Annotated in this window: 27 protein-coding genes, 1 tRNA gene and 1 pseudogene; 14 read left to right on the top strand and 15 right to left on the bottom strand. The window is 61.3% G+C overall.

The genetic code is table 11. The features are described from left to right. Positions 1 to 84: 84 nt before the first annotated feature. Positions 85 to 960, bottom strand: coding sequence for an ATP-binding protein (locus HB777_09960; GenBank protein ID QND64199.1), 876 nt, complete (start codon positions 958 to 960; stop codon positions 85 to 87). A 276-nt stretch (positions 961 to 1236) separates the two neighbouring features. On the opposite strand from HB777_09960, the gene yajC reads away from it, so the two are divergent. The 6 genes from yajC to HB777_09990 all read left to right on the top strand — a co-directional run bounded on the left by yajC (position 1237) and on the right by HB777_09990 (position 6881). Next, the gene (gene yajC, locus HB777_09965) at positions 1237 to 1548 is read left to right on the top strand and encodes a preprotein translocase subunit YajC (protein ID QND64200.1); all 312 of its coding nucleotides are present in this window, start codon (positions 1237 to 1239) and stop codon (positions 1546 to 1548) included. A gap of 51 nt (positions 1549 to 1599) precedes the next feature. Next, on the top strand, positions 1600 to 4149 hold the full coding sequence (locus tag HB777_09970) for a protein translocase subunit SecDF (protein QND64201.1): 2550 nt from the start codon (positions 1600 to 1602) through the stop codon (positions 4147 to 4149). Continuing rightward, positions 4124 to 4570 (top strand): hypothetical protein, encoded by a 447-nt coding sequence (locus HB777_09975; GenBank protein QND64202.1) that lies wholly within the window; start codon positions 4124 to 4126, stop codon positions 4568 to 4570. Before HB777_09970 ends, HB777_09975 begins: the two co-directional genes overlap by 26 nt. Before the next feature lies 1 nt (position 4571). Further along, positions 4572 to 5414, top strand: a complete 843-nt coding sequence (locus tag HB777_09980; GenBank protein ID QND64203.1) for a phytoene/squalene synthase family protein — start codon at positions 4572 to 4574, stop codon at positions 5412 to 5414. An 82-nt stretch (positions 5415 to 5496) separates the two neighbouring features. Next, entirely contained in the window at positions 5497 to 5931 is a 435-nt protein-coding gene (locus HB777_09985; GenBank protein ID QND64204.1) for a hypothetical protein, read from the top strand. Beyond that, positions 5928 to 6881, top strand: coding sequence for a sterol desaturase family protein (locus tag HB777_09990; GenBank protein ID QND64205.1), 954 nt, complete (start codon positions 5928 to 5930; stop codon positions 6879 to 6881). The genes HB777_09985 and HB777_09990 overlap by 4 nt, the downstream gene beginning before the upstream one ends. 7 nt (positions 6882 to 6888) lie before the next feature. Here HB777_09990 and HB777_09995 read toward each other — a convergent pair. The 5 genes and pseudogenes from HB777_09995 to HB777_10015 all read right to left on the bottom strand — a co-directional run bounded on the left by HB777_09995 (position 6889) and on the right by HB777_10015 (position 9881). Further along, positions 6889 to 7216 (bottom strand): annotated as a pseudogene (locus HB777_09995) (type II toxin-antitoxin system RelE/ParE family toxin). Continuing rightward, positions 7188 to 7490 carry a type II toxin-antitoxin system ParD family antitoxin gene (locus HB777_10000; GenBank protein QND64206.1) on the bottom strand — a complete coding sequence of 101 codons (303 nt, stop codon included), beginning with the start codon at positions 7488 to 7490 and terminating at the stop codon, positions 7188 to 7190. The pseudogene HB777_09995 and the gene HB777_10000 overlap by 29 nt, the downstream one beginning before the upstream one ends. 69 nt (positions 7491 to 7559) lie before the next feature. Beyond that, positions 7560 to 8978, bottom strand: coding sequence for a methylenetetrahydrofolate--tRNA-(uracil(54)-C(5))-methyltransferase (FADH(2)-oxidizing) TrmFO (locus tag HB777_10005; GenBank protein ID QND64207.1), 1419 nt, complete (start codon positions 8976 to 8978; stop codon positions 7560 to 7562). 572 nt (positions 8979 to 9550) lie between these two features. Then, positions 9551 to 9691, bottom strand: a complete 141-nt coding sequence (locus tag HB777_10010; protein QND64208.1) for a DUF1127 domain-containing protein — start codon at positions 9689 to 9691, stop codon at positions 9551 to 9553. 49 nt (positions 9692 to 9740) lie between these two features. Then, positions 9741 to 9881: a DUF1127 domain-containing protein gene (locus HB777_10015; GenBank protein QND64209.1), complete on the bottom strand. Its 141-nt coding sequence runs from the start codon at positions 9879 to 9881 to the stop codon at positions 9741 to 9743. Between the two features lie 235 nt (positions 9882 to 10116). Here HB777_10015 and HB777_10020 point away from each other — a divergent pair, with 235 nt between their 5' ends. From HB777_10020 to HB777_10030, 3 genes are read left to right on the top strand one after another with little or no spacing between them, the layout of a single operon-like run. Beyond that, positions 10117 to 11235, top strand: a complete 1119-nt coding sequence (locus HB777_10020; GenBank protein ID QND64210.1) for a DUF2157 domain-containing protein — start codon at positions 10117 to 10119, stop codon at positions 11233 to 11235. Beyond that, positions 11232 to 11816 (top strand): GDYXXLXY domain-containing protein, encoded by a 585-nt coding sequence (locus HB777_10025; protein QND64211.1) that lies wholly within the window; start codon positions 11232 to 11234, stop codon positions 11814 to 11816. Before HB777_10020 ends, HB777_10025 begins: the two co-directional genes overlap by 4 nt. 26 nt (positions 11817 to 11842) lie before the next feature. Continuing rightward, positions 11843 to 13288, top strand: a complete 1446-nt coding sequence (locus HB777_10030) for an aromatic amino acid lyase (protein QND64212.1) — start codon at positions 11843 to 11845, stop codon at positions 13286 to 13288. A 104-nt stretch (positions 13289 to 13392) separates the two neighbouring features. Here the strand turns inward: HB777_10030 and HB777_10035 are convergent, their stop codons facing one another. Beyond that, entirely contained in the window at positions 13393 to 14094 is a 702-nt protein-coding gene (locus HB777_10035; protein QND64213.1) for a class I SAM-dependent methyltransferase, read from the bottom strand. 152 nt (positions 14095 to 14246) lie between these two features. After that, positions 14247 to 14331, bottom strand: a tRNA-Leu gene (locus HB777_10040). A 374-nt stretch (positions 14332 to 14705) separates the two neighbouring features. Here HB777_10040 and HB777_10045 point away from each other — a divergent pair. The 5 genes from HB777_10045 (at position 14706) to HB777_10065 (ending at position 19824) form a co-directional block, all read left to right on the top strand. After that, the gene (locus HB777_10045; protein QND64214.1) at positions 14706 to 16178 is read left to right on the top strand and encodes a trigger factor; all 1473 of its coding nucleotides are present in this window, start codon (positions 14706 to 14708) and stop codon (positions 16176 to 16178) included. 165 nt (positions 16179 to 16343) lie between these two features. After that, positions 16344 to 16868: a hypothetical protein gene (locus HB777_10050; protein QND64215.1), complete on the top strand. Its 525-nt coding sequence runs from the start codon at positions 16344 to 16346 to the stop codon at positions 16866 to 16868. 191 nt (positions 16869 to 17059) lie between these two features. Continuing rightward, the gene (locus HB777_10055) at positions 17060 to 17440 is read left to right on the top strand and encodes a cytochrome c family protein (protein ID QND64216.1); all 381 of its coding nucleotides are present in this window, start codon (positions 17060 to 17062) and stop codon (positions 17438 to 17440) included. Between the two features lie 149 nt (positions 17441 to 17589). Beyond that, positions 17590 to 18519 carry a protoheme IX farnesyltransferase gene (locus HB777_10060; protein ID QND64217.1) on the top strand — a complete coding sequence of 310 codons (930 nt, stop codon included), beginning with the start codon at positions 17590 to 17592 and terminating at the stop codon, positions 18517 to 18519. A gap of 492 nt (positions 18520 to 19011) precedes the next feature. Beyond that, on the top strand, positions 19012 to 19824 hold the full coding sequence (locus HB777_10065) for a DUF2189 domain-containing protein (protein ID QND64218.1): 813 nt from the start codon (positions 19012 to 19014) through the stop codon (positions 19822 to 19824). 56 nt (positions 19825 to 19880) lie between these two features. Here HB777_10065 and HB777_10070 read toward each other — a convergent pair whose 3' ends face one another. The 7 genes from HB777_10070 to HB777_10100 form a co-directional block, all read right to left on the bottom strand. Further along, on the bottom strand, positions 19881 to 20354 hold the full coding sequence (locus HB777_10070; protein ID QND64219.1) for an aminoacyl-tRNA deacylase: 474 nt from the start codon (positions 20352 to 20354) through the stop codon (positions 19881 to 19883). 38 nt (positions 20355 to 20392) lie between these two features. Next, the gene (locus tag HB777_10075; GenBank protein QND64220.1) at positions 20393 to 20797 is read right to left on the bottom strand and encodes a cytochrome C oxidase subunit IV; all 405 of its coding nucleotides are present in this window, start codon (positions 20795 to 20797) and stop codon (positions 20393 to 20395) included. Positions 20798 to 20806: 9 nt separating this feature from the next. Beyond that, a complete protein-coding gene (locus tag HB777_10080; GenBank protein QND64221.1) occupies positions 20807 to 21526 on the bottom strand; it encodes a bb3-type cytochrome oxidase subunit IV in 720 nt (239 codons plus the stop codon). Positions 21527 to 21539: 13 nt separating this feature from the next. Then, a complete protein-coding gene (locus HB777_10085) occupies positions 21540 to 22244 on the bottom strand; it encodes a cytochrome-c oxidase (GenBank protein QND64222.1) in 705 nt (234 codons plus the stop codon). Then, positions 22241 to 24010 (bottom strand): cytochrome c oxidase subunit I, encoded by a 1770-nt coding sequence (gene ctaD, locus HB777_10090; protein ID QND64223.1) that lies wholly within the window; start codon positions 24008 to 24010, stop codon positions 22241 to 22243. Before ctaD ends, HB777_10085 begins: the two co-directional genes overlap by 4 nt. Positions 24011 to 24031: 21 nt before the next feature. Then, positions 24032 to 24913 carry a cytochrome c oxidase subunit II gene (locus tag HB777_10095; GenBank protein QND64224.1) on the bottom strand — a complete coding sequence of 294 codons (882 nt, stop codon included), beginning with the start codon at positions 24911 to 24913 and terminating at the stop codon, positions 24032 to 24034. A gap of 156 nt (positions 24914 to 25069) precedes the next feature. Continuing rightward, a complete protein-coding gene (locus HB777_10100) occupies positions 25070 to 25690 on the bottom strand; it encodes a cysteine hydrolase (GenBank protein ID QND64225.1) in 621 nt (206 codons plus the stop codon). Between the last annotated feature and the right edge of the window lie 97 nt (positions 25691 to 25787).

The raw sequence follows: 25787 nt of genomic DNA on the forward strand, positions 1-25787 counted from the left end.
TGCGGGACGTCTGACCTCCAGTCCGCCCGCCGGCTCAGCCCGTTCCGCAAGGAACGGGCTTTTTCAGTTCGGCTTCGAGACGGGTTAGTCCTTGAGCGGTTTGCCGAGCCGTCCAGCCAGGTCCTGGGTGAATTGCCAGGCGACGCGGCCCGAGCGGCTGCCGCGCGTCGTTGCCCATTCCAGCGCCTCGGCGCGCAACTGCTCGGGGGCGATGGCCAGGCCATGATGGCTGACATAGCCGTCGATCATGTCGAGATACTCGTCCTGCGAACATTTGTGGAAGCCGAGCCACAGGCCGAAGCGATCCGACAGCGACACCTTTTCCTCGACCGCTTCGGACGGGTTGATGGCGGTCGAGCGTTCATTGTCGATCATGTCGCGCGGTAACAGATGCCGGCGGTTCGAGGTGGCATAGAAGATGACATTGACCGGGCGGCCCTCGACGCCGCCTTCGAGCGCTGCCTTGAGCGACTTGTAGGAAGTGTCGTCATGGTCGAAGGAGAGGTCGTCGCAAAACAGGATGAAGCGGAAAGGGGCTGCCTTCAGCAATCCCATCAACTTCGGCAGCGTGTCGATGTCCTCGCGATGGATTTCGATCAGCTTCAACGGCAGGTCGGACTTGGCCTTGGCGTTGATCTCCGCATGCACGGCCTTGACCAGCGACGATTTGCCCATGCCGCGCGCGCCCCACAACAACACGTTGTTGGCCGGATAGCCGGCGGCGAAGCGTTCGGTGTTGTCGACCAGGATGTCGCGGACGCGGTCGACGCCACGGATCAGGCCGATGTCGACGCGGTTGACCTTGCGCACCGGCTCCAGATAGCCGGGATCGGCCTGCCAGACGAAGCAGTCGGCCTCGCCGAGGTCGGTTTGAGGCACCGGCGGCGGGGCGAGGCGGCTGACCGCCTCGATCAGCCGGTCGAGTTTCTGGTTGAGTGCATCTAGGCTGCTGTCGGTCATTTCTACGTCTTTTTGTCTTGGCTTTTAGGGAGGTGCGACGCCGGAACCTATTCGATTCCCGCAGTTTCGAAACCGCCGCCAACCTTTTGTTTGAGCGCGATCTTTTCCAAAAACCGGGTCGCGGCCTTCGATGCCATGCTGTAACACGGGCCAACAGGCCGGAAAAGCAGCGTATTTGCCCGGTCCCGCAGTTGCATTGAGAACTTTACCGACTATATTCCGGCCAAATTTCACGGGGCCGCCTCGCGGCTTTTTTCAAAATTCAGGAGTACTTCGATGCCCGGCGCCTCTCCCGATATGTTCATCAGCATTTTGCCGTTTGTCCTGATTTTCGTGATCATGTATTTTCTGATCATCCGGCCGCAGCGCACGCAGTTGAAGAAGCGCGGCGAGATGCTGGCGGCGGTCCGTCGCGGCGATACGGTCGTCACCGGTGGCGGTTTCGTCGGCAAGGTGACCAAGGTGATCGACGATAACGAGCTTGAGATCGACCTCGGCAGCGGCCTGAAGGTGACGGCGCTCCGTTCGACGATCGCCGATGTGCGCGTCAAGGGCGAGCCGGTGGCCAACCAGAACGCCAAGAAGTAATCCAATTTCAGGCGGAGCGATCCGCGGACACGCTCTGACGGACGACGCCATATGCTGTATTTTTCGCGCTTCAAGATGATCCTGATCTGGGTGGCCGTGGCCATCACAGTGATCCTCGCCGCGCCCAATCTCATCCCCGCAAGCACCTTGGCCCAACTGCCCAGCTGGGTGCCGAAGCGTCAGATGACGCTCGGCCTCGATCTGCAGGGCGGCTCGCATATCCTGCTGGAGATGAATCAGAATGATCTGATCAAGGACCGGCTGGAGACGACGCGCGACGAAATCCGCACCCTGCTGCGGGACGCCAAGATCGGCTATACCGGCCTTGCCGGCACGGGACGGGTCTTGCAGGTCCGCATCACCGATCCCGCCCAGATCGATGCCGCCAAGACGGCGCTGAAGACGCTGACCGATCCGGTCGCTGCCGGCCTGTTCACCGGCGGCTCCATCCAGGAAATGACGCTCGACGATTCCGAGCCCGGCCTGCTCAAATTCAACGTGACCGACGCCGGCATCAAATACCGCACATCGACCGCATTGGCGCAGTCGATCGAGGTGGTCGAGCGCCGCGTCAACGAACTCGGCACGACTGAACCTATCGTGCAGCGGCAGGGCGACGACCGTATCCTTGTCCAGGTGCCGGGTCTTCAGGACCCGCAAAGGCTGAAGGAAATCCTTGGCCAGACCGCCAAGCTGACCTTCCAGATGGTCGACCAGTCGATGCCGGTGCAGGACGCGCTCAATGGCCGTCCGCCTGCCGGCTCGTCGGTACTGTATTCGCAGGACGATCCGCCGGTTCCCTATCTGATCGAGAACCGCGTCATCGTTTCGGGTGAAAATCTCGTCGATGCGCAGGCGACATACAATTCGCAGAACAACGAGCCGGTGGTTTCGTTCCGCTTCGATTCGAAGGGTGCAGCGCGTTTCGGCCAGGCGACCTCGCAGAATGTCGGCAAGCTGTTCGCCATCATCCTCGACAACCAGGTGATCTCGGCGCCGCAGATTCGTGAGCCGATCCTCGGCGGCACCGGCCAGATTTCGGGCAATTTCACCGCCCAGAGCGCCAACGACCTCGCCGTGTTGCTGCGCGCCGGCGCCTTGCCCGCGACGCTGACGGTTATCGAAGAGCGTACCGTTGGTCCTGGTCTCGGCCAGGATTCCATCCATGCCGGCAAGGTCGCCGGCATCATCGGCTCGATCCTCGTCGTCGTGTTCATGTTCGTGGCCTACGGCTTCCTTGGCTTCCTCGCCAACATCGCGCTGGCGGTGCACGTGGCGATGATCGTCGGGCTGTTGTCGCTGCTCGGCGCGACGCTGACCTTGCCTGGTATTGCTGGTATCGTGCTGACCATCGGCATGGCGGTCGATTCCAACGTGCTGATCTATGAACGTATCCGCGAGGAACGACGAAACGGCCGTTCGGTGATCCAGGCGATCGATACCGGTTTCACCAAGGCGCTGGCGACCATCGTCGATTCCAACGTCACCTCGCTGATCGCGACGGTGGTGCTGTTCTATCTCGGCACCGGGCCGGTGAAGGGCTTTGCCATCACCTTCGCCATCGGCATCCTGACGACGGTCTTCACCGCCTTCACCTTCACCCGCCTGCTGGTCTCGATCTGGCTGCGCCGGGCCCGCCCGAAGGAACTGCCGAAGGCGCCGGTGACTTTCATTCCGCCCGGCACGAAGATCCCCTTCATGGGCATCCGCCGCTGGACCTTCGCGCTGTCGAGCATCCTTTCGGTGCTTTCGGTCGTGCTGTTCATGACCGTCGACATCAACTACGGCATCGACTTCAAGGGCGGCTCGCTGATCGAGGTGAAGGCCAAGACCGGCAACGCCGACATCGCCGACATTCGCGGGCGGCTGACCGAACTCAACATCGGCGAAGTCCAGGTGCAGCAGTTCGGCGATCCGAACGACGTGCTGATCCGTGTCGGCTCGCAGGATGGCGGCGAGAATGCCGAGCAGACGGTCATCGACAAGGTGCGCGGCGAGCTGCAGGACAATTATGACTTCCGCCGCGTCGAAGTGGTGGGACCGACTGTCTCGGGCGAACTCGCCAAGCAAGGCACGATCGCCATGCTGGTCGCGTTGTTTGGCATCCTGGTCTATGTCTGGTTCCGCTTCGAATGGCAGTTCGCGGTCGGCGCCATCGTGGCGACGGTGCACGATGTGGTCATGACACTTGGCTTCTTCGTCATCACCGGACTGGAGTTCAACCAGTCATCGCTGGCGGCGATCCTGACCATTATCGGCTATTCGCTGAACGACACGATCGTGGTCTATGACCGTGTTCGAGAGGATCTGCGAAAATACAAGCGGATGCCGCTGCCGCAACTGTTGAACAACGCCATCAACGAGACGCTGTCGCGAACGACGCTGACCTCGGTGACGACGATCCTGGCGCTGCTGGCGCTGGTGCTGTTCGGCGGCGAGGTGATCCGCTCGTTCACGATGGCCATGCTGTTCGGCGTCGTCTTCGGCACCTATTCGTCGATCTTCATCGCTGCACCGCTGCTGATCCTGTTCAAGCTGCGGCCGCAGGCTTCGTCCGACGAGGAGAAGCCGGTCAATGGCGGCAAGGCGGTCGCGACCTGACGCGCCGCCCCGAAGGGGTGACAAAACGGTGACCAGCAAAGGCATCGTCATCCGCGAGGCGCATTTTCCAGGCCGCGCGCCGATCGAAGCCTATGGCAATGGCGGGTTCCGCTTTGCGGACATGTCGCATCGCGGCTCGCTGCTCTGTCTGCCATCCGGCATCCATGGCTGGGAGCCGGCGGATCCTCTGGCGCTGACGGTGGCGGATTTCGACAGGCTGCTGACTGAGGCCGACAAGGTCGAGATCCTGCTGGTCGGCATGGGCAGGGATCTCAGGCCATTGCCCACCGCACTGCGGGCCGCGCTGAAGGCGGCAGGCATCGCGTCCGACCCGATGTCGACCGGCGCCGCGGTGCGGACCTACAATGTCCTTCTGGCGGAAGAGCGCGCCGTGGCCGCCGCGCTCATTGCCGTCGATTGATATGTCTCAAAATGCCAAAATCGTCATGGACGCGGTGCGCGCCGCCGACCATGACCGCTATCTGACCGCGCTTTACGCGCCGGCGGACAAGCGCGACGCGCTGTTTTCGCTCTATGCCTTCAATGCCGAGATCGCAGGCATCCGCGATCGCATCCATGAGGCGTTGCCTGGCGAGGTGCGGCTGCAATGGTGGCGCGATGTCATTGCCGCCGGCGGCGAGGCGGGCGCCGGCCATCCCACAGCCGTAGCCTTGAATGCCACCATAGCGACATTCAATCTGCCGAAACTGGCCTTCGAGAACATGCTCGATGCGCGCATTTTCGACCTCTACGACGACCCGATGCCGTCGCGCACCGATCTGGAAGGCTATTGCGGCGAGACGGCCGCGGCACTCATCCAGCTTGCGGCGATGACGCTCGATCCCGTCGAGGCGCCGCGCTTTGCCGAACTGGCGGGCAGGGCAGGCTGTGCGCAGGCGATGACCGGCCTGTTGCTGCTGTTGCCGTTGCACCGCAGGCGCGGACAGTGTTTTGTCCCGGCCGATATCCTCGCTGCGGCCGGCTCTTCGCCGCAGGAATTCATCACTGGTGACGGCGGTCCCGGCGCCAAGCGCGCGGTGGCGGCGATGATGGCGCTGGCGCGGGAGCATCTCACCGCCTTTGAACGGGGCGCATCGGCCTTGCCGGTTTCGCTACGCCCGGCATTTCTGCCGTTGACCCTGTCGCGCGCCTATCTCGGCAAGATGGAGAATGGCTCGCCGCTCGACGGTGTGGCGCGGCTGTCTGCCTTGCGCCGGCACTGGCTGCTGCTGCGTCGTGCGACCAAGGGTTGGGCGGCACTTTGACGTAAACGTCAATCATGCTAAGAGCTTTCCGAGCCAGAACTGTTGCCGCAGACAACAGGCCGGCCGGAGGAGATACCGATCCATGAGCTTGCCATTGCTGGTCGCGATCGTCGCCCTTGGCATCGCGCTGTCGGTTGCGGCGGTGCATTTCACCGGCGGCAGCAAGACGGCGACGCTCGGTGGCGCCGATCAGGCATTGAGCCGATTCGCCGAGGATTTTCCCGACGAGATCGCGGCGGTGGTTCGCCTGACGGCGGACGCCAGGACGGCGTTTCTGGATATCGGGCGAGGGCGCATTGGTATCGTTCACAGCATCGGCGACTGCTTCTTGACGCGCATCGTCACGCCTCAGGGTGTTGCGGTTTTGAACGCAGGAGACGGGAATATGGTCTCGCTGCGGCTCGCCGATTTCACCTGGAAGGGCGGCCGCTTCCGCTTTGCCAGCGCAACGGATGCGCAAGGCTTGCTGCAAGCGCTTGAGCCGCAACACTCGAATTCCACCAGGGAGGCCGCGTGATGGGCGACTACAATTTCCCGCAGGTCACCCAACTGGCCATCCCGTTCTTCGTTGTCGCGATCCTGATCGAGCTTTGGCTGGTGCGCAGCGGCCGCGCCAGGGGCTCGTTCGAGACGCGCGACACCTTGACCAGCCTGATGATGGGCACCGGCAATGTCGTTGCCGGGCTGCTGCTTGGCGTGGTGTCCTACTGGGCGCTGCTGTGGCTCTGGCAATTCCGCATCTTCAATCTCGGCCTGTCGGTCTGGGTGTTCCTCGCCGCGTTCCTGCTCGATGATCTGCGCTACTACGTCTATCACCGTATCGCGCACCGGGTGCGCTGGGTGTGGGCCGAGCACGTCAACCACCATTCCAGCCAGCACTACAATCTGTCGACGGCGCTCAGGCAAAGCTGGACCGGCCTGTTCACCTTCATGTTCGTGCTGCAGGCGCCGCTGGTGCTGCTTGGCTTTCATCCCGCGGTCATTGCCTTCACCTTCGGCTTCAACCTGGTCTGGCAGTTCTGGATCCACACCGAGACCATCGGCAAGATGTGGGGCTGGTTCGAATTCATCTTCAACACGCCGTCGCACCACCGCGTCCACCACGCCACCAATCCACGCTATCTCGACGCCAACTATGCCGGCACGCTGATCATCTGGGACCGCATGTTCGGCACCTTCGTCGGGGAACTGGAGGAAGACCGGCCGCGCTATGGCATCGTCAGGAATCTCGGCACCTTCAATCCGCTGAAAGTGGCGTTCCATGAATGGATCGGCATGTTCAGGGATGCCTTTGCGCCGGGGCTGACCTTGAGCGATCGCCTGAACTACCTGATCAAGCCGCCTGGCTGGAGCCATGACGGCTCGCGCGAAACGTCGGAAAGCCTGAAGGCTGCCTATGTCAGAAGAAATCCTGATGAGGCAGGCAAGCCGGGGTTACCGGCGGCGAATGCCGAGCCGGCGAAGTAGTCGTCTATCAAGACGGTTCGCCGCTATCTCGCATCAGCGCTTCGTAGTCACGTCCGCCATAGAAGACGTTGACGATATGGACGAGATCATTGTCCATGACATAGGCGATGATGGCGGAATGTTCGAACGGGACGATTCTGTAGTCCCGGCAAGATGTCGCCGCGTGGGCGGCCACCGCGAGGAGCATTGCCGATGTTCTGGCAACGATCCTTGATTCGATCGACAAAACCGTTGGCGATATTTTCGCTGCCACTGTTCTCAAAGATGTAGGTGCCAATCGCTTCGAGGTCGGAGATCGCATTTTCGCTAAGAACGACGGCGAGACGCTGGATCATCGCTCTCTCTCGCCAGTTGCGAAATCCGGCTCTTTACCCGGTCGATCGCCTCGTCGAGCGGAACAGCAGGCCTTTTGTCCTCGATCGAAGCCTTTACCCGCGCCCTGATCGACGCCATGCGCTCGGCATGTTCGTCCTCTTCGCGCTGGAAGGCGCGAAGCGCGGCGCGGATGACTTCGCTTGCCGATCCGAAGGAGCCGTCCTCGACTTTTTCACGGATCATGCGAGCCATGGCAGGCGTGACGGTGACGGAGAGTTTTTCGGCGGATTCCATGGATGCCTCGTTTGAGCGTAAAGTAGGATAGTATCTTACCGTACGCTAGAGGTCCATCAGAACAGCAAGCTATTCCGCCGCTTCGGCTGTTTCCGTTTGCGCCGGCAGTCCCAGCCATTGTCGGCAATCGGCGCGTGCGCGCGATGTGATGGCGTGCCGCTTGGCTGATGTCTTGTCCTTGCCGCGCATGCGTTTGCCCTCCGTCTTCGGGGCTTCCACTGGCGGAAACAGGCCGAAATTCACATTCATCGGCTGGAAGGAACGCTTTCCCGGCTCGTCGTCCGAGACGATGTGGCCGCCGGTGATGTGGTTGAGCAAGGCGCCGAAAGCGGTGGTGAGCGGCGGCAGCGACGGTGCCTGGCCAAGCCGCTCAGTGGCGGCGAAGCGGCCGGCGAGCAGGCCGATGGCGGCACTTTCGACATAGCCTTCGCAGCCGGTGATCTGGCCGGCAAAACGCAGGCCTGGGCGCGACTTCAGCTGCAGAGAAGCATCGAGCAAGGTCGGCGAGTTGATGTAGGTGTTGCGGTGCAGGCCGCCGAGGCGGGCGAAATCGGCGTTTTCGAGACCCGGTATGGTGCGGAAGACGCGCACCTGCTCGGCATGCTTGAGCTTGGTCTGGAAACCGACCATGTTGTAGAGCGTGCCCAGCGCATTGTCCTGCCGCAGTTGGACGACGGCATAGGCCTTCACCGTCGGATTGTGCGCATTGGTCAGCCCCATCGGCTTCATCGGCCCGTAGCGCAGCGTCTCGACGCCGCGCTCGGCCATGATCTCGATCGGCAGGCAGCCGTCGAAATAGGGCGTGCCTTCCCATTGCTTGAATTCAGTCTTCTGGCCGTCGACCAGCGCTTGCACGAAGGCAAGGTACTGGTCCTTGTCCATGGGGCAGTTGATGTAGTCCTTGCCGGTGCCGCCCGGTCCGACCTTGTCGTAGCGCGACTGGAACCAGCAGGTATCCATGTCGATCGTGTCGAAATGGACGATTGGTGCGATGGCGTCGAAGAAGGCGAGCGCATCGGCGCCGGTCGCTTCCGCGATCGACTGGGCTAGTGAGGGCGCGGTCAGCGGACCGGTGGCCACGATCGCCTGGTCCCAATCCGCCGGCGGCAAACCTGGCACTTCCTCGCGCTGGATGGTGATCAGCGGGTGGGCTTCGAGTTTTTTCGTCACGGCATCGGCGAATCCATCGCGGTCGACGGCAAGCGCGCCGCCGGCAGGCACCTGGTTGGCGTCGCCTGCGCTCATGATCAATGAGCCGGCCAGCCGCATTTCGGCGTGCAGCAGGCCAACGGCGTTGTTGTCGGCATCGTCGGAGCGGAAGGAATTGGAGCAGACCAGCTCGGCCAGGCTATCGGTCTTGTGCGCATCGGTGCCTCGCACGGGCCGCATTTCATGCAGGATGACGGGAACGCCGGCTTGCGCTGCCTGCCAGGCAGCTTCGGAGCCGGCGAGGCCGCCGCCGATGATGTGGATGGGATTTTTGCTCATGAGCGCCGGAATAATCGCTTGGTGCGGCGATTGCAATTGCCGTGCGTGACGCGGCGCAAACTGCTGCTGAAGAAATCAACCCCTGAAAACAACAACACCCGCCGGGGGAGGAGGTCCGGCGGGTGTCGTTTTTGGGGTCGACCCTCGGGAGGAGGTGAAGGCCGACCATATTCGTCATCGCCGGGGAGGAGGTCGGCTTTGACGAAAACTCTTTCGCCATTTTTACAAGGGGCGAAGCCTCTAGGGCAAAATTCGTTTTGCCCCGGGGAAACAGCGCCCGCCGCGGGAGGAGGTGCAGCGGGCGCCGTTTTGGTGGCCAACCTTCGGGAGGAGGTGAAGGTCGGGCCTATTCGTCATCGCCGGGGAGGAGGTCGGCTTTGACGAAAACTGTTTCGCCATTTTTACAAGGGGCGAAGCCTTTGGGGCAAAAATTCGTTTTGCCCCGGGGAAACAACGCCCGCCGCGGGAGGAGGTGCGGCGGGCGCCGTTTTGGTGGTCAACCCTCGGGAGGAGGTGAAGGTTGACCGGATCCGTCAGGGTCGGGGAGGAGGTCGACCCTGGCGAAATTCTGGTTAGATCGCCCGGCGGGCGATGATCTTGATTTCGTCGCGGACGATACCGAGGTCATGCAGCTGGCGGTTCGAAAGGCGACCCAGCTCGGTAACCGTCTCGCGATAAACGCGCCAGTTACGATAGTTGCGGATCAGGTTCATTGTCGTTCTCTTTTTCAAAACTGGTTCGGACCATTTGCGGTCCGAAGAATTAGACCGCCTTGCGAGCGACGTAGGGAATGTCGCTGCGGCTGATGCCGAGGTCGGTCAGTTCACGGTTGCTCAGGCGGCTCAGCTCGGACACGGTGTCCCTGTAGCGGCGCCAGTTGCGGTAGTTGCGGATCAGGTTCATGGTAGTTCTCGTTTCGTCTTTCTTGCGGATCATTCCGTTCGTGTACGAACCATAAATAGGCGGACCCATATCGATTTAAAAGCGCTATGGCTGCATGGCAGCAATGCAAATTGTGCAATGCAGCATTAACGAGCGTTCACGGACCTGACACAAAGAAACCCGAATCGGAAAATGCCTTGGCGTCAACGGCTTGACCGGATCGGCTGAAAAAAGACCAAACTGGGGGAGAAGCAGCATGGCGAGCTATTCGTCGCGGGTCAGGGCGGATATCGCGCGTTGGCGGCAGGCCGGGCTGATCGACGCCACCATTGCCGATTCCCTGGCACGCGATGTCGAGGCCAACGAGCGGAAGTCGCTCAGCTTCGGCTCGATCTTGGCGATGATGGCCGCCTTGCTGTTCGGCGCCGCCATCCTGATTTTCGTCGCCGCCAACTGGGACGCGATCCCGCGGCTGGCGCGCGTTCTGGCACTCTTTGCCGTCATCCTTGGCGGCTATGTCGGCGGCGCGCTGTTGAAGATGCGCGACCATGCGGCGATCGGCGAGGCGCTGTGGATCGTGGCGGCAGCGGCTTTCGGCGGTTCGATCGCGCTGATCGGCCAGATGTATCATTTGTCCGGCGACGAGGCATCGGCTCTCGTCACCTGGGGCGCCGGCACGGCATTGGCGGCGGTGGCGCTGCGTTCGAACCCGCTGACCGTGGCGTCGGTCGGCATCGCCGATGCCTGGCTGTTCCTCAAAGGCTTCGATTATTACAGCCGCAGCGAATTTCCACATGGCTTCGTCGTCATGGCGATCGTGTTGTTTGCCGTCTCGTTCTGGACCCGCAGCCAGCCGGCGCGGCACCTGATCATCCTGTCGGTGCTGTTCTATCTTGTGCTGCTGGTCACCAACCACGACACGCTGCAGGTGGCGATCCCGCTGGTGGTCGTCTCAGCGCTGCTGTTCGCGGCCTCGGTCTTCGCGCCCGACCCGATCGACAGGATCATGCAACTCGGCGGCCGCTTACCCTTGCATGCGCTGCTCGGCTTCCTCACCGGCCTGGCAATGATCCAGTTCGAACTGGCCGGCAAAAGCACCTACAACAATGGTTTCGCAATCGCCTCGGTCGTCGCGCTGGCCGGCATTGTCGCGGCAATCGTGCTGGCAGGACGGGAGAGCCGCGGTTTGCGCTGGCTTGCCTATCTCGGCTTCGCCTTCGAACTCGCCATCATCTATGTGGTGACCTTGCAATCGATGCTCGATACGGCCGGCTTCTTCCTGGCCGCCGCAGTGCTGCTCGGCATCCTTGCGCTGGTCATCATCCGCGTGGAAAAACGCATGAAGGGCGCAGTTGCCAAGGGAGCCACAGCATGATGACCGGGAAGAGACTTGTTATCTCGGCGCTGGTGCTGGCGCTCGTCCAGATAGGCTTCCTGAGCTGGATCATCGCCGGCCGGGCGGCGATCCTGCGCAACGGCAAGGAAGTGCTGCTGAAGATCGAGCCTGTCGATCCGCGCGACCTCCTGCGCGGCGACTATATTATTCTTGGCTACGAGATTTCGCGCATACCGGTGAAAATGATCGCCAACATTCCGCCCGACAAATTGTCCAGCGACGATACCTCGATTGTCGTGCGCCTGAAGAAGGGCGCCGACGGTTATTGGCAGCCGACGACCGCCTGGTTCGGCAAGGCGCCAACGCCGGCCGCTGCCGACGAGGCTGATATTGTCGGTCACGTCGCCGAGGGCTGGGACCTTCGCGGAGAAGGCATGACCATCGCGCCGGACTACGGCATCGAGCGCTTCTATCTGCCGGAAGGCGAGGGGATGGCGATCCAGAACGACATGCGGGTGCGCCCGTTCGGCATCCGCCTCGCGCTTGCCGGCGACGGCACCGCGCAGATCAAGGCGCTGGTGGACGGCGACAAGACGCTGTTCGAGGAACCGCTCTATTAGTATCCGTACCTGCCGTGGTGTGAAGCATGCCAGTTAGCCTGTCGACGCGTGAGGACATCAACCTCGACACTGTTTTCCGCGTCGCCTGGAGGAAGGACACGGTGGAGATCGGCGAGAAGGCCCTGCAGCGCATTGCCGAATGCCGGGCCTCGTTCCTCAAGCTCATTGAAACCGATCCGCCACCGGTCATCTATGGCGTCACCACCGCCATGGGGGAGCTGGCGAGCCGCAAGCTCGAACCTGACGAGCGGGACCGCCATGCGCGCATCAAGGCGTTTGCCGCCGCCACCTCGTTCGGCGATGCCTTGCCGGATCGCGTGGTCAGGGCGATTGTGCTTGCCCGCCTGACGAACTTCATCGAAGGCAACGCCGCCACAACGCCGCGCATCGCGCTCGCCGTTGCCGCAATGCTCGACGGCAGACCGATGCCAACGGTGCCGGCCTCGGGTCAGGGCGGCGCCGGCGAGATCCTGGCGCTCTATCCGCTGTTTGCCGAGCTTTCGACACGCTTCGACCTGGAGGTCAAGGAACGGGGCTCGCTGATCAACGGCTCGCCCTGTGCCGCCGCCCTGGTGGCCGATGCAGCGCTAGCGGCGCGCCGCCGCCTCCAGATGGCGCACAAGGTGTTCGCACTGTCGATCGAAGCCTTTCGCGCCCCGCTCGAACACTACGACGCAGCCCTCGATGCGCTTTGGGGCGATGAGCATGAAGCGGCTGCCCTGCAGGGGTTGCGGGAATTTCTGGTCGGCGCCGGCGATGGGCGACGCAACTATCAGGCTCCGGTCAGCTACCGCATCGTGCCGCGCGTCCTCGGTCAGGCGCATCGTGCGCTGGCGACGGCGGAGCGGGCGGCCACCGTGTCGCTGGCCTCGATATCGGACAATCCGGTCTACATCCCGCCCGACGACACACATCCGCTCGGTCGGTGCATCAGCACGGGCGGCTATCACAACGCCATGGCGACGCCGGCGCTGGACGATCTGGCGGCGATATGGGCCGACATCTGCCTGCTCTGCGACCGTCACGCCTCAAAACTGCTGAACGGCAAGGTGTCGTTGCTGCCCGACCTTTTGATGACCGGACGACACTCAGCCGACAGCGACGGCCACGGCAATGTCGGCTACGTGCCGATGGCGATCACCGGCTATCTCGAACAAGCCAAGCTGGCCGCGCAGCGCACCTTCATTCCGGGCACAGAATCAGCCGGCGCCGGGCAGGACGATGTCGCCACGACGGCGTTCTTCGCCTGGACCAAGGAAGCAACCGCCGGGCGCTGCGTCGACGCGGCCATGGCGATGCTGGCGATGATCGCCTCGCAAGCGCTGTATGTCACGCAACGCACGCCGCCGGCGCTGCAATCATTCGTCGCTGAGGTCAGAGATATCGTGCCGCCTGTCGACGACGATCGTGTGCTGGGGCCGGAGCTTGCAAAGCTGGCCGAGTGGTTCACAGGCCGAGTGTTCGAGGCGTAGCCTAAAGCTCTTGGGGCAATGCTGGGATTGGTCGACGCAAACAAAATCGTCGACCATGTCACCGCTTCATAGTGCCGTTGATAAGGGGCTGGCCGACGATCGTTTCAGCCAAGCTTTCTGCGAAGCAGGCGAAAATCGACCAGGCGCAAAAGTCTTGTCTTGTTGCTGACAAGCTTGTCGAACGCCGCATCGAAATCATTGCCGATCGCAAGCCACTCGGCTTTCAATCCCCGAGCGCGCCTGGCGCGCAGCCAGTTCTTTATCTTCGCGCCAGTTCCCGCGGGCTTCAAAATGACACCACAACCGTAATCGGCATCGACGGTGAAATAGTCGAGATCCGGATTGCCCAGAACGAAATCGATGTATGCCTTGTAGGTCACGCCGCACCACTCGCCGTGGAAAAAAGCGGGATTGGCTGCCGCCCGGTCAGGGGGAAGGCAATCATGCACCACCACGGCACCCCCGGGCGCGACCATGCGGTAAGCCTCCCTGATGTCTCGCGCCGAGCACTCGTATGTGTGATGCGGATCAACGAAGACGAGGTCGAACGTCTGTCCCTTCAGGCGCGTGTCTTCGAGGCATGCGGCGATATCTTCATCTGCGGAGGTGAAATCGACAGGGAGGCCATCGAGCGGCGGCTCAGTCGCCCGATAGACCAGACGCATGCAGGGCTGAAAACCCAATTGCCGTGCTTCCGCGTACCTGAAGCCAGTGGTGCTCGTGTTGATTTCAAGATAGCTCGTGAGCCCGAAGCGAACCGAGAGCAGGCCACAGATGTGCGCCTTGTTCCAGTATTCAAGTGTCATTGTTGTCCCGCCATTTCCCCGCAATGAGTTGATCTCATTGTGGGCTATGTCTCAAGCGATCAATCGGTAGGACTTTCGTCAGGCGCAGGGCTGCGCCAAGGAAAGACAGAGTCGGGAACAGGAGTAGGCAGGTAAAACGGCCAAGGTGTGAATGGTGCGGATGAAGGGACTCGAACCCCCACGCCTTTCGGCACTGGAACCTAAATCCAGGGCGTCTACCAGTTCCGCCACATCCGCATGGACCGGCAATCACATGTAGCCATCATTCTGTCAATGTCAGAGCCAAGATGTGGGTCAGAGACAAGATGTCGGGTCAGGGCCATTGTTGGTTGTTCGCCGGAATGCGAAGACTGTTGAAAATTAGCCTCGCCTGTGACAAAAGGCGTGTCAAATGTGACGGGACGCGACGATCCGCTTCTACAGAATGTGATAAGAAGTAGGAAAAACAAGAACTTATTCACATTTTGGAACGCAGTTTGGGAGAGTTTGAGCCGTATTTTCGGTCAAATCGCCAGGTTCCGTACCAAAAGCCATTCCCGGCAAGAATATACCGGCAGGCTGTAAACGGCAGAGGCCGTGGCAGTCTCATTGGTGAAAACAAAGGTTTTACGATGCAGGTCACCGAAACGCTCAACTCCGGTCTCAAGCGCGAGATCAAGATCACCGTGCCGGCCGGTGACATGGAAGCCAAGCTGATGGCGCGGCTCTCGGATGCCAGGAACAAGGTCCGCATCAACGGCTTCCGTCCCGGCAAGGTGCCGGTGCAGCACCTGCGCAAGGTCTACGGCAAGTCGTTCATGGCCGAAGTGGTCAACGAGATCCTCAATGATTCGACCCGTTCGATCATCACCGGGCGTGGCGAAAAGGCTGCCATGCAGCCCGAAGTCATCATGACCGAGGACGAGAAGGAAGCCGAGAAGATCCTGGCCGGCGGCGCCGACTTCGAGTTCCGCCTCAACTACGAGATCATTCCGGCGATCGAGATCAAGGACTTTTCCGACATCAAGGTGACACGCCAGGTGTTCGACGTGCCGGATACCGACATCGACGAGCAGGTCCAGCGCGTTGCCGAATCGGCGCGCAGCTACGAGCCGAAGACCGGCAAGGCCGCCAATGGCGACCGCGTCTCCATCGACTATGTCGGCAAGATCGACGGCGAGGCCTTCAATGGCGGCGCCGGCACCGATCAGCCGTTGGTTCTGGGCTCGAAGGAGTTCATCCCCGGCTTCGAGGATCAGCTTGTCGGCGCCAAGGCCGGTGACGAAAAGCAGGTCACCGTGACCTTCCCGGAGAACTACCAGGCGGCGCATCTGGCCGGCAAGGAAGCGACCTTCGACGTCACCGTCAAAGAAGTGTCCCAGCCCGGCGCGCTGGAAATCAACGACGAGACCGCCAAGAACCTCGGCCTGGAGTCGCTGGAGCGCCTGCGCGACGTCGTGCGCGGCCAGATCGAGAACCAGTTCGGCGCCATGACGCGCCAGAAGGTCAAGCGCCAGCTGCTCGACCAGCTCGACGCGTCCTACTCGTTCGAGGCGCCGTCGAAGCTCGTCGACGCCGAGTTCAACAACATCTGGGCGCAGGTCAATCGTGACCTGGAAGCGGCCGGACGCACCTTCGCCGACGAAGAGACGACGGAAGAAGAGGCGCGTGCCGAGTATCTGCGTCTTGCCGAGCGCCGCGTGCGTCTCGGTCTGGTGCTGGCTGAAATCGGCGAGAAGGCCGGTGTCACCGTATCGGACGAGGAATTGCAGCGCGGCCTGTTCGAGCAGGTGCGCCGCTATCCGGGCAACCAGCAGCAGGAAGTCTTCGAGTTCTACCGCAACAACCCGGAAGCGTTGAACACGCTGCGGGCGCCGATGTTCGAGGAAAAGGTGGTCGACCATCTGCTCGGCCAGATTTCGGTCACCGACGTCAAGGTCAGCAAGGAAGAGCTGATGGCCGACGACGAAGAGGACGAAACCGTCGTCAAGGCGAAGCCGGCGAAGAAAGCCGCCGCCAAGAAGGCCGACGACAAGAAGGCCGACGACGCGGAAGAGCCCAAGAAGAAGGCAGCGCCGAAGAAGAAGGCCGACAAGGACGCCTGACAACACCAGCGCTCCGCTGAAACCAGGAAAGGCCGCCCTCGAGGCGGCCTTTTTCGTTGCCAAACTGCAACAGACGGCACGCTTCGCGAGCGACGGCCTGTGGCGACCAAGCTTTGATCATTATCTGCGCTCTTATTGAAAGCCGCTTGGCTGTTGGAGGGCGTGTTGAGACTGTTCGTCGAATTGAGACACGCTGCGGCAATCGCGCTGGTCCTTGTCTCGGTCTGCGGCATTGCCCGAGCCGATACGGTGCCTGACAATTGGCGGTTCGAAACGGGCGAAGACGGCCTCGTCAAGGCTTCCGTGTACGCCACCAACAAGCTGATCACCGGCGGCGGCGCCTTGAGCTACAGCCCGATCCTGACCATTGCCTGCCGGGCAAACGGCGAGCCGCATTGGACCGAATGGCTGCAACTGAACGACGGCGTCTCGGCCAGCCGCAAGATCACCATGTCGGTCACGCTCGACCAGGGCAGCAAGTTCGATGAAAGCTGGTCGGTCGGGCCGCGTGGCAGGATGCTGGTGCGCGATGGCGCCGATGGCATCAGGCGCCTTGTCGCCGCGAACCGGCTCCAGCTTTCGTGGCGGTTCGGGCTGCTGTCGGGACGCGGCGAGGCTGATTTCGACCTCGCCGGGTTCGGCGAAGCGGTCAACCAGGTCGCCGGCAGCTGCAACACCGATGTACCTTGAGCCACTGCGGACCACCTAAACCTTTGTACGGTCGACCTCGTCTACCTGCCGGCCAGATTCGGTGGTATATAGATGCCGCAATTCCATTTGGGGGGAGCGGATAATCTGTTCTGCCGTGCAAGGCGTATCGCTGGTGGGACCGGCATGCGCAGATCGTCTCGGGCACATTTGACGATCAGGGAGGAAATGCCATGCGCTTGGTCGCGTTTTTCGCCGTCGTGTCTGTTGCAACCTTCGTCGCCAATCCATCCCAGGCTCAGGATACTGCGGCTGGCGAGAAGGTCTTCACCAAATGCAAGGTCTGCCACATCGCAGACGAGGACAAGAACAAGATCGGTCCGTCGCTGCACGGCGTCATCGGCCGCACCGCCGGTACGCATCCGGATTTCAAATATTCCGATGCCATGATTGCGGCCGGCAAATCCGGCGTCAAATGGGACGAACCAACACTGACGACCTATCTTCACGATCCCAAGGCCATGGTCAAAGGGACCAAGATGGCGTTTCCCGGCCTCAAGAACGATGCAGACGTGGCCAACGTCATTGCCTATCTGAAAACGTTCTCCAAATGACCTGGCTCCTCCGCCATGCGTCTAACATCTTGTTTTACTGTGATCTTATCCAAACCGAAGGGCGGCGTAAGCAATGACCGGGTTTCAGTTTTCGCGCGCGCCTTCAGTTCGGGATCATGGCCTAGGCTGCCTGCTTCCATCGGTCCGAGATGTCGACTAGGGAAAACCGCCTCAAGGATACCGGCATCCGCCTCTCGGAAGCGACGGCGGGTGATTTCTTCGCGCTTTTGAAGCCGCGGGTCATGGCGCTTGCCGTATTCACCGCTTTCGTTGGCCTGATGGCGGCGCCTGGCGCGATGAATCCGGTCATCGCCGTGATTGCAATCGGTGCGATTGCGATCGGGGCAGGGGCGGCCGGGGCTCTGAACATGTGGTACGACGCGGACATCGACGCGCTGATGTCGCGCACATCAAAGCGGCCGGTTCCGTCGGGCCGCGTCATGCCGGGCGAAGCTCTCGGCTTCGGCCTGGGGCTTTCCGCGCTTTCGGTCATGATGCTCGGCGTGCTCGTGGGCTGGCTTGCCGCATCGTTGCTGGCCTTCACCATCTTCTTCTACGTCGTCATCTATACGATGTGGCTGAAGCGCTCGACGCCGCAGAACATCGTTATCGGCGGCGCGGCGGGCGCTCTTCCTCCCGTGATTGGCTGGGCGGCCGCAACCGGCGCCATCGGCGTTGAAAGCCTCATCCTGTTCCTGATCATCTTCCTGTGGACGCCACCGCATTTCTGGGCGCTCGCACTGTTCAAGGTCGGCGATTACGCCGCCGCCGGCATCCCGATGATGCCGAACGTAGCTGGCCAGGCCTCGACCAGAAAACAGATATTCGCCTATTCACTGCTCCTGGCGCCAGTCGGCGTGCTGCCCTGGGCGTTCGGATTCGCGAGCGGGTTCTATGGAATTGTTTCGGCTGCATTGGGCGCGGGCTTCATCTGGCAGGCCTGGAAGGTTCTGGTCGCTCCGGACAAGGAGACGAAGCCTGCAAAGGCGCTGTTTGCCTTCTCGATTTTCTATCTTTTCGCAATCTTTGCCATACTGCTTGCCGACACCGTCGCAATGCGAGCGTTCATGTCAGCCTGAGGTTGACGGCATGGCCGCATTTGTCGGAATACCCATCGGGGGTGGAGATGGCCGGTCTGTAACTTCTGCATTGAAGGCGTTGCAGATCAGGATTGGCTCGAACATCACGATGGTATTGCACAGAATCCCAGGATCAGCAGGGCAGCGATGCCAAGGCCGAGTATGAGAAGCGTCCTTCCGTCCATGACCGTTACCTTTGACCTGGCGTATGATCCTGAAAATCGGGATCGATTTTCGGAAAGATCATGCGCCAATCAACGCCGTACAGCGTCCTTTACGCGCCCATGAAAGGGCGCACGGCGCTGTGCGAGAATATCGAAAAAAGACCATCGGAGCTAGCCAGGCCGCCGGAGCTCTTCCGACAAAGGGCGACAAGTCTCTGGCAAGAGAGTATGTTGATTGCGGTGCAGGTCGCGGTTTTGCGTGGCCATGACGCAGAACGGCAGCACCGCGAAACCGCGACCTAACCGGACCAGGTCTGGAGGAACGGTCATGGCAAGCTTTCATGTGATAGCAGGCGCCAGCGAGACGCTGGAACATACCAGAATTCGAAAAATCGGTGTTTCCGACCTTTTCGACGCGCTCAAGCGGGGCGTCGACGATTTCATGGTCAAACCGTCGCACATCGTTTTTCTCTGCCTGATCTATCCGCTCGTGGGCGTTGTGCTCGCCGCCTGGACTTCGGGCGCCAATGCGTTGCCGTTGTTGTTTCCGCTGGTTTCCGGTTTTGCGCTGATTGGCCCATTCGCGGCGATAGGTCTCTATGAAATCAGCCGCAGACGGGAAGCTGGGCTCGACACCTCCTGGAGGCACGCTTTCGACGTCAGGAATTCCCCGGCGCTGCCGGCCATCGCGGCGGTCGGGATCATGCTGTTTGCAATCTTCATCACCTGGCTTTTGACGGCGCAGATGTTCTACCAATATCTTTTCGGCCCGGCTCCGCCGGAATCGATATCCGGCTTCATCAATGAGATATTTGCCACCGGACGCGGCTGGACGCTGATTATCCTGGGGCACGCCATCGGCTTCGTCTTCGCCGTGGTCGTGTTGTGCACAACGGTTATCGCCTTCCCCTTGTTGCTCGACCGTGACGTCGGCGCCTACGAAGCCATCCACACCTCGGTGCGTGCAGTGCTGGCGAACCCGATCACCATGGCTGTCTGGGGACTGATTGTCGCCGTCGCCCTGATCATCGGCTCGCTGCCGGTGTTCGCCGGGCTGGCCGTCGTGTTGCCGATCCTCGGTCACGCCACCTGGCATGTCTACCGCAAGGTCGTGGAGTCACCCGCCAGACCGGCGAGTTGAGGACATTCTGCCTCACCGCACCGGCGAGGGCGCCGGTGCAAGGTTGATCGAAGCCGTCAGTAAGCCGGGTGACTGAAGCGGGCTTGGTATGCGCCCATGGTCAGGCTGCGAAAGTCCTTGCCGCTGACATGCACCAGCGTTTTGTGGTCGCCGCCTTCGAAATAGACGTCGGCGGCATCGCCGAGGCTTTCATCGACAATAACCGGCACATTGTAGGCTGCGCCGATCGGTGGGATGGCGCCGGTGTCGCAATCGCCGAAGAGCGAAACCACCTCGTCTTCGGAGGCAAGTCCGAGACGCTTGTTCATGACGTCTTGCAACCTGCCGAGTTCGATCCTGTGGGTGCTTGGAACCACGGCCAGCGTATAGCCAAGCTCGTGGTGAACGACCACGGATTTCGCCATGATGCTGCCGGGCACATGCGCGGCTATCGCCGACTGCCGGCTTGTCGAAGTGCGATGATGAGCGACGGTGTCGTAGGAAATTCCCTTGCCGTCGATGAAGTCCTTCAGTCTGTTTGCGATCGTCATCTTGGCCTCCCTTGCCGGAGTTCGCGACGCATGGGGCATCAGGGCCCGGATCCGAAAAACGCCAGCCGGGTGAAAAGGGTATAGTCGGCTTCGAACACCATCATTGCCACGAACACCAGCACCAGTATCGGCGGCAGGATGATCGCATATGTCAGCGCCAGCCGTTCCCAGGCCATGTGCATGAAGACGGCGACGATCAGCCCTGCCTTGAGGATCATGAAGATCAGGATCAGCGACCATCTGAGATAGCCGTGAAGACCGAAATAATCGACCAGGTACGAGCAGGTGCTGAGAATGAACAGCCACGCCCAGACCACCAGATAGAGCTTGATCGGGTGTTCCTGGTGAACCTCCGCATAGGCGGTGCCCGTCGCCGGGGCCTCATGCGCATGACCAGCGTTAAGTGCGTGTTGTCCGAGGCCGTTTGCGGTTGCTTCAGCCATGTCTGCCTCTCACCAAAGATAGAAGAATGCGAAGATGAACACCCAGACCAGATCGACGAAATGCCAGTACAGCCCCATGATCTCGACGTTCTCGTAGCGGCCGGTGCGGCTGGTGAAGAAGCCGCGCCGTCCGGTGTCGAAATCTCCGCGCCACACCTTTCGCGCCACGATGACCAGGAAGATCACCCCGATCGTCACATGGGTGCCGTGGAAACCGGTGATCATGAAGAAAGACGAACCGAATTGGGCGGCGCCCCAGGGATTGCCCCAGGGCCGTACCCCTTCAGTGATCAGCTTGGTCCATTCGAAGGCCTGCATGCCGACAAAGGTCGCGCCGAGCGCCGCGGTCAGAAGCATGAGGATTGCCGTCTTGCGGCGGTCGCGGCGGTAGCCGAAATTGACCGCCATGGCCATCGTTCCGCTGCTTGAGATCAGCACGAAGGTCATGATGGCAATAAGGATCAGCGGGATATCCGAGCCGCCGATACGAAGCGCAAAGACCTCGCTCGGATTGGGCCACGGCACGCGGGTCGAAATGCGCGCGGTCATGTAGGAGAGCAGGAAGCAGCCGAAGATGAAGGTGTCGCTGAGCAGGAAGATCCACATCATGGCCTTGCCCCAGGACACGTTCTTGAACGCGCGCTGATCCGAGGACCAGTCGGCTGCAATGCCTTGCCAGCCTGCGGGCCGAGGCTCCGTCTGGCCGATATGCGTCAGTGTCTCTGCCATCCGCTTGATCCTCTTAGGTCAGCAACTGTCGGCAAATGTCGATGAACGTCGCGGCCCAACCGGCCAGCAGCGCGAAGATGGCGAGCCAGACGAAGAGCAGGAAATGCCAGTACATGGCGCACAGTTCGACGCTGAGACGAAGCCGCTCCGGCCGCGCTCCATTCCAGGCGCCGGCGGTCGTTCTGCCGAGGCCCACCAGCCCGCCCACTATGTGCAGGCCATGCATGCCGGTGATCAGGTAGAAAAAGCTGTTGGCTGGATTGGAGCTCAGCAGATAGCCATCTTCGGTCAGCTGTCGCCATGCGATGAGCTGTCCGATCAGGAAGGCGAGCGCCGTGAGCCCGGCCGTGACAAGGCCGAGCCGGACCATGTCGACCTGCCGCTTGCGCGCCGCGACGACAGCGCATTGCAGCGCGACGCTGCTCAAGACCAGCACGCCTGTGTTGAGCCAGAGCAGCCCCGGCAGCGGCAGCGGCTGCCAGTCCGACACCGCCATCCGCATGAAATAAGCGCTGGTGAAGAGCGCGAACAGGCAGCCGACGACGGCGAGGAAGACACCGAGGCCGATCTTGGCGGTGGGCAACGCCGACCGGTCGAAGCCGACAAAATCGCTGGCCAGGCCTTGTTCGAGCCATGGCTTGGTCATCAGCCTCTGGTGCGAAAGCCACCATCCGGCGAAGCCGGCGATGACGAGCAGGAAGACCAGGATGACACTCATGCCGGCTCCCTTGAGGGGCCGAAGGAGCCCGGCATGTTCTGCGGGATGAAGTCCTCCTTGGCGCCCGGCACGCTGTAGTCATAGGCCCAGCGATAGACGATCGGCAGGTCCTTGCCGAAATTGCCGTGGGCCGGCGGTGTTTGCGGCGTCTGCCATTCGAGGGTCGTGGCCCGCCACGGATTGCCGCCGGCCTCGCGGCCATGGCGGATGCTCCAGATCAGATTGAACAGGAACACCATTTGGGCAAAGCCGACGATGAAAGCCATGATGCTGATGAACGAATTCAGATGGTGTGCCGACTCCGTCATAACAGTCATGTCGGTCAGTTCAGCATAGCGCCGCGGCACACCCATCAGGCCGAGGTAGTGCATGGGGAAGAAGATCAGGTAGGCGCCGAGGAAGGTGACCCAGAAATGGAACCGGCCCAAGGTCTCGTTGAGCATCCGGCCAGTAGCCTTCGGGTACCAGTGGTAGATCGCGCCAAAAACCACGAGGATCGGGGCGACGCCCATGACCATATGGAAGTGGGCCACGACGAACATCGTGTCGGACAGCGGAACATCGACGACGACATTGCCGAGGAACAGGCCGGTCAGCCCGCCGTTGACAAAGGTGACGATGAAGGCGAGGGCAAAGAGCATAGGTATGGTGAGATGGATGTCGCCACGCCATAGGGTCAGCACCCAATTGTAGACCTTGATGGCGGTCGGAATGGCGATGATCAGCGTCGTGGTGGCGAAGAAGAAACCAAAATAGGGGTGCATGCCGCTGACATACATGTGGTGCGCCCAGACCACGAAGCTCAGCGCGCCAATGCCGACGATGGCCCAGACCATCATCCGGTAGCCGAAGATGTTCTTGCGCGCATGGGTGCTGATCAGGTCGGATACGATGCCGAAGGCCGGCAGCGCCACGATGTAGACCTCGGGATGGCCGAAGAACCAGAACAGGTGTTGGAACAGGATCGGGCTGCCGCCATTGTGCTGCAGTTGCTCGCCCATCTCGGAGATCGCCGGCATGAAGAAGCTGGTGCCGAGGACGCGGTCAAGCAGCATCATCACGCTGGCGACGAACAGCGCGGGAAAGGCGAGCAGCGCCATGACGGTTGCGGTGAAGATGCCCCAGACGGTCAGCGGCAGGCGCATCATTGTCATGCCGCGCGTGCGGCCCTGCAGCACCGTCACCACATAGTTCAGGCCGCCCATCGTGAAGCCGATGATGAACAGGATCAGCGAGGAGAGCATCAGGATGATGCCCCAGTCCTGGCCGCCTGGTGTGCCGCTCATGATGGCTTGCGGCGGGTAGAGCGTCCAGCCGGCCCCCGTCGGTCCGCCGGGCGCAAAGAAGCTCGACACCAGAACCAGCACGGCAAGCAGGTAGATCCAGTAGCTCAGCATGTTGACATAGGGAAAGACCATGTCGCGCGCGCCGACCATCAATGGGATCAGATAGTTGCCAAAGCCGCCGAGGAAGAGGGCGGTGAGCAGGTAGATCACCATGATCATGCCGTGCATGGTGATGAACTGGTAGTAAGCTTCCGGGGTGATGAAGTCGAACGTGCCAGGGAATCCGAGTTGCAGCCGCATCAACCAGGATAGAACCAGGGCGACCAAGCCTATACCCGTTGCCGTCGCCGAATACTGGATGGCGATGACCTTGGCGTCCTGCGAGAAGACGTATTTCGTCCACCAACTGTGCGGATGGTAGAGTTCCATTTCCGCGACTTCGGCCGGTGGGATGCCATCTGCAGGCGTGATGTCGACCATAGGAACACCTCCGTGTCCTTTTCAGCGAGACCCGACCGTTTCGAGCCTTGCTGCAATTTTCAAACCTGACGCCATCTTGCCCGACGCCTGGTCCGCCGAGCCCGTTTGCTGGGGTGCCGACAACTGGGCGAAAGTCTGCTGCTGGCCAAGCCAGGCCACGTAGTCTTGCTGCGTGTCGACCATGACCACGCCATGCATCAAAGGATGCCCTTGGCCGCAAAGTTCGGCGCACAAGACCTGAAAGGTTCCGGTCCTGGTCGGGGTGAACCAGAAATAGGTGACCGTGCCCGGGATCATGTCCATCTTGGCGCGGAATTCCGGCACATAGAAATCATGCAGCACATCGATCGAGCGGAGCAGCATCTTGACCGGTTTGCCGATTGGCAGATGCAGATCAGCCGCTTCGACCACGACATCGTCCTGACCATTGGGATCGCTGGCAATCACGCCCAGCGGGTTGTCAGCGGTGACGTCGCGGGTGTCGGACGTGCCAAGCTTGCCGTCCTTGCCGGGCAGACGGAAACTCCACTGCCACTGCTGGCCGACGACTTCGACGTCGGTTGCGTCGCTCGGGACGTTGACAAACCGGCTCCAGACAAACAGGCCGGGAACCAGCAACGCCGTGACCCCGACCGCGGTGACGATGGTCAGCCACGATTCGAGCCGCTTGTTCTCCGGTTCGTAGGCCGCCCTGTTTCCTTCCCGATGACGGAAGCGGAAGACGCAATAGGCCATGAACAGGACGACGGCGGCGAAGACGACGCCGGTGATCCAGAAGGTGATGATGATGGTGTTGTCGATATAGGCCCAGTTCGAGGCAATCGGAGTCCACCACCATGGGCTCAGGAGGTGAAACAACACTGAGCCCACGACGATCAAAACGAGTACAAGCGCTACGGCCATGTCCCGTTCCTCCCAGTATTCCAAGGGGCGCGAAGCCGTCCCGGGAAATACCAAGCGCATCATAGCTTGATTTGGGGTCGCAATTCTAGAGCCGACTATCTTGACGGGAAAAATGCCGCCTTTTTTGCCGTCGCGACCCTTTGAGAAGGGCCTCGCTCAGCTGCGAATCTCTTCCGCGAGTTCCTCAGCCGTCAAAACGCGCCCGAAAACCTTGCCGATAACGTCGAGCGTCGCGTTGTGGGAGGGCTCGTCCAGCCCGCCATTGGCATCACCGATGAAGGCGACTTTGTAGTCGCGCATGAAAGCGCTGCGCGCGGTCGATTCGCAGCAGATGCTGGTCACAGTGCCGATGATGATGACCGTGTCCACTTTGCCGGTGCCGCGGATGTTGCGCAGCACCGTGTCGAGACGCGTGTTGTAGAACGCGTCGTAGCGGTGCTTGTCGACGACGACGTCGCCAGGCAGCGGCGCAAGCTCGGCCACGATCTCCATGCCGGGGCTGCCTTCGCGCATGCCTGATATCTTCAGCCTGGGTTGATATGTCGTCTCCAGCGGCGAGACATCGAAACCGTCGCTGAGAACATGCCTGGTATAGATGACCGGTATCCCTGTCGTGCGGCAGAGGTCGATGACTTGCCGCATGGCGGGAATGCTGTGGCGCGCCGCCGCCACCTCCATGACGGCGCCCTGATCGACGAAATCCCTTTGCATGTCGATGACCAGAAGCGCCGCGCGCTCCTTGTCGAGGGGCCATGGTTGCTTGCTGAGCTCAGCCATTGTCCATCCGTCCCGTTAGTGTTGTCGCCGTCAGCGGCACCATTTCTCGACGTCGATTGCAAGGGTGCAGCCGGCGATTAGAGGTCGGTCCATTCAA

The organism is Mesorhizobium loti (assembly GCA_014189435.1).
Classification (GTDB): domain Bacteria; phylum Pseudomonadota; class Alphaproteobacteria; order Rhizobiales; family Rhizobiaceae; genus Mesorhizobium; species Mesorhizobium loti_G.

Bases quoted from the DNA above. Each gene is read 5' to 3' on its own strand.
- HB777_09960 (QND64199.1), bottom strand. From the start codon at position 960: ATGACCGACAGCAGCCTAGATGCACTCAACCAGAAACTCGACCGGCTG.
- yajC (QND64200.1), top strand. From the start codon at position 1,237: ATGCCCGGCGCCTCTCCCGATATGTTCATCAGCATTTTGCCGTTTGTC.
- HB777_09970 (QND64201.1), top strand. From the start codon at position 1,600: ATGCTGTATTTTTCGCGCTTCAAGATGATCCTGATCTGGGTGGCCGTG.
- HB777_09975 (QND64202.1), top strand. From the start codon at position 4,124: ATGGCGGCAAGGCGGTCGCGACCTGACGCGCCGCCCCGAAGGGGTGAC.
- HB777_09980 (QND64203.1), top strand. From the start codon at position 4,572: ATGTCTCAAAATGCCAAAATCGTCATGGACGCGGTGCGCGCCGCCGAC.
- HB777_09985 (QND64204.1), top strand. From the start codon at position 5,497: ATGAGCTTGCCATTGCTGGTCGCGATCGTCGCCCTTGGCATCGCGCTG.
- HB777_10000 (QND64206.1), bottom strand. From the start codon at position 7,490: ATGGAATCCGCCGAAAAACTCTCCGTCACCGTCACGCCTGCCATGGCT.
- HB777_10005 (QND64207.1), bottom strand. From the start codon at position 8,978: ATGAGCAAAAATCCCATCCACATCATCGGCGGCGGCCTCGCCGGCTCC.
- HB777_10010 (QND64208.1), bottom strand. From the start codon at position 9,691: ATGAACCTGATCCGCAACTATCGTAACTGGCGCGTTTATCGCGAGACG.
- HB777_10015 (QND64209.1), bottom strand. From the start codon at position 9,881: ATGAACCTGATCCGCAACTACCGCAACTGGCGCCGCTACAGGGACACC.
- HB777_10020 (QND64210.1), top strand. From the start codon at position 10,117: ATGGCGAGCTATTCGTCGCGGGTCAGGGCGGATATCGCGCGTTGGCGG.
- HB777_10025 (QND64211.1), top strand. From the start codon at position 11,232: ATGATGACCGGGAAGAGACTTGTTATCTCGGCGCTGGTGCTGGCGCTC.
- HB777_10030 (QND64212.1), top strand. From the start codon at position 11,843: ATGCCAGTTAGCCTGTCGACGCGTGAGGACATCAACCTCGACACTGTT.
- HB777_10035 (QND64213.1), bottom strand. From the start codon at position 14,094: ATGACACTTGAATACTGGAACAAGGCGCACATCTGTGGCCTGCTCTCG.
- HB777_10045 (QND64214.1), top strand. From the start codon at position 14,706: ATGCAGGTCACCGAAACGCTCAACTCCGGTCTCAAGCGCGAGATCAAG.
- HB777_10055 (QND64216.1), top strand. From the start codon at position 17,060: ATGCGCTTGGTCGCGTTTTTCGCCGTCGTGTCTGTTGCAACCTTCGTC.
- HB777_10060 (QND64217.1), top strand. From the start codon at position 17,590: ATGTCGACTAGGGAAAACCGCCTCAAGGATACCGGCATCCGCCTCTCG.
- HB777_10065 (QND64218.1), top strand. From the start codon at position 19,012: ATGGCAAGCTTTCATGTGATAGCAGGCGCCAGCGAGACGCTGGAACAT.
- HB777_10070 (QND64219.1), bottom strand. From the start codon at position 20,354: ATGACGATCGCAAACAGACTGAAGGACTTCATCGACGGCAAGGGAATT.
- HB777_10075 (QND64220.1), bottom strand. From the start codon at position 20,797: ATGGCTGAAGCAACCGCAAACGGCCTCGGACAACACGCACTTAACGCT.
- HB777_10080 (QND64221.1), bottom strand. From the start codon at position 21,526: ATGGCAGAGACACTGACGCATATCGGCCAGACGGAGCCTCGGCCCGCA.
- HB777_10085 (QND64222.1), bottom strand. From the start codon at position 22,244: ATGAGTGTCATCCTGGTCTTCCTGCTCGTCATCGCCGGCTTCGCCGGA.
- ctaD (QND64223.1), bottom strand. From the start codon at position 24,010: ATGGTCGACATCACGCCTGCAGATGGCATCCCACCGGCCGAAGTCGCG.
- HB777_10095 (QND64224.1), bottom strand. From the start codon at position 24,913: ATGGCCGTAGCGCTTGTACTCGTTTTGATCGTCGTGGGCTCAGTGTTG.
- HB777_10100 (QND64225.1), bottom strand. From the start codon at position 25,690: ATGGCTGAGCTCAGCAAGCAACCATGGCCCCTCGACAAGGAGCGCGCG.